1 protein-coding gene is annotated in these 1,938 nt (G+C 61.4%); it reads left to right on the top strand.

The features are described 5' to 3' along the window. Positions 1-600 precede the first annotated feature (600 nt). The gene (gene ltrA, locus ACFYR3_RS45715) at positions 601-1,860 is read left to right on the top strand and encodes a group II intron reverse transcriptase/maturase (protein ID WP_389288354.1); all 1,260 of its coding nucleotides are present in this window, start codon (positions 601-603) and stop codon (positions 1,858-1,860) included. The last annotated feature ends 78 nt before the right edge of the window (positions 1,861-1,938 follow it).

Raw genomic sequence — 1,938 nt, 5'->3', positions numbered from 1 at the left:
GTGATGTCGGTGTGCCACGAACGCATGAAGAGGGGTAATTGATGTTCAGGTAGGTGCCCTTTGGAATGCGGTGCTGCGTGAAAGATGAAGGTAGGCCCTTCGGAGCCGCCCTGCGGGGGGAGGCTTCAAACCGCCACATGCTGCGTTGGCTGAAGACCGTCGTGGTGAGCGATGTGGAAAAGGCGTCCGCGAGACGTCAGGTGGGGATCAGGAAGGCGAGCGCAAGCGAATCGCTGATGACGTGTCGAAAACATACTCAGACGGCATCGAAACTGGGGGTGTAGATATGGCTCCAGGACAAGTCTGGCGGAAACCCGATTTACTGGCCAGATGGTGCCCGGCATGGAGGCGACGCGAGCCTGGTCTGCTGCTTTCGCGTGGAACGTGGGAAGGCGAGCCTCGTGCTGTTGCCCGTATGGGCGACCGCAGGGAGCGCCCCGAAACGGCGGAAACCGTGAGGGGCTGAGTACCGATACGGGGCTCGCTGGCGGACCGGTCCGTAGTAGTGCTGAAGCCTCTGTAATGGAGGTGGAGCGAAGGGACCGGGTCATCCGTGGCTGTGTTCGTCCGATCAACCAGGCGTTCCCTGGGAGGAGTCGCATGGATGCGCTGAAAGCGTCAGAGAAGTCGTTCACTATCTCGAAGTGGGAAGTATGGGAGGCATGGGAGAAGGTTAGGGCGAACAAGGGTGCGCCGGGGGTGGATGGCTGCACGATTGAGGAGTTCGAGAAGGATCTGAGGAGGAACCTCTACAAGGTCTGGAATCGAATGTCTTCGGGCAGTTATTTTCCGCCTCCGGTGCGAGCGGTAGAGATTCCGAAGTCGCATGGCGGCGTCAGGATTCTTGGTGTTCCCACGGTCGCGGACAGGATTGCGCAAACCGTGGTCGCCGCCCGGCTGGAACGGAAGGTGGAACCGGTATTCCACTCCGATTCTTTCGGGTATCGGCCTGGACGGTCCGCTCTGGACGCGGTGGAGAAATGCCGGGAAAGGACATGGAAGAGGGACTGGGTGGTCGATCTGGACATCCAGAAGTTCTTCGACAGCGTCCCCTGGAACCTCATCGTCAAGGCGGTGGAGGCTCATACCGACGTCGTTTGGGTGAAGTTGTATGTGGAACGGTGGCTCCGGGCACCGCTCCAATTGCCCGACGGCACCTTGCAGAGGCGGGACCGCGGAACCCCTCAAGGTTCAGCGGTCTCGCCTGTGTTGGCGAATCTGTTCCTGCACTACGCGTTCGACGTGTGGATGGCTCGGGAGTTCCCTGACATCCCGTTCGAGCGGTATGTGGATGACGCGGTCGTGCACTGCGTCAGCGAGCGTCAGGCCAGGAGACTGGTCGAGGCGATCGGGAACCGGATGGAGGAGGTCGGGCTGCGTCTGCACCCGGCCAAGACCCGGATCGTCTACTGCAAGGACGCGAACCGGCGGGGCGCATACACGCAGACGTCGTTCACGTTCCTGGGGTTCACGTTCCGAGCCCGCGCGGCCCGCAGCAGGCACGGGGTGACCTTCCGGTGCTTTCTGCCGGCGGTCAGCAAGGATGCCTTGAAGAGAATGAGTACCGAGGTACGCAGTTGGCGTATTCATCGGCGCACCCGCCATACCTTCGCTCAACTCGCACGGTTCATCAACCCGATCGTGCAGGGCTGGATCCAGTACTACGGGGCGTACTACCGCTCCGCACTGGAGCCCCTCCTGCGGCGCGTCAACGCCTATCTGGTGCGCTGGATCCGCCGAAAGTACAAGCGGCTCGCGGGTTTCAAGAAGGCCAAGGAATGCTTCCAGGGAATCACACAGCGATACCCAGGGATGTTTTTCCACTGGCGGTTTGCCCGCCACTTCTGGTGCTCAGGGTGACAAGAGCCGTGTAACGGGAGACTGTTACGCACGGTTCTGTGGGAGCCGGAGGGGGAAGTTCCCTCCGGCTACCCGACC

Source organism: Streptomyces sp. NPDC005784, assembly GCF_042871525.1.
GTDB lineage: Bacteria > Actinomycetota > Actinomycetes > Streptomycetales > Streptomycetaceae > Streptomyces.
Note: the sequence above shows the minus strand (reverse complement) of the source record. Positions and strands in the feature narration are given on the sequence as shown.

Bases quoted from the DNA above. Each gene is read 5' to 3' on its own strand.
- ltrA (WP_389288354.1), top strand. From the start codon at position 601: ATGGATGCGCTGAAAGCGTCAGAGAAGTCGTTCACTATCTCGAAGTGG.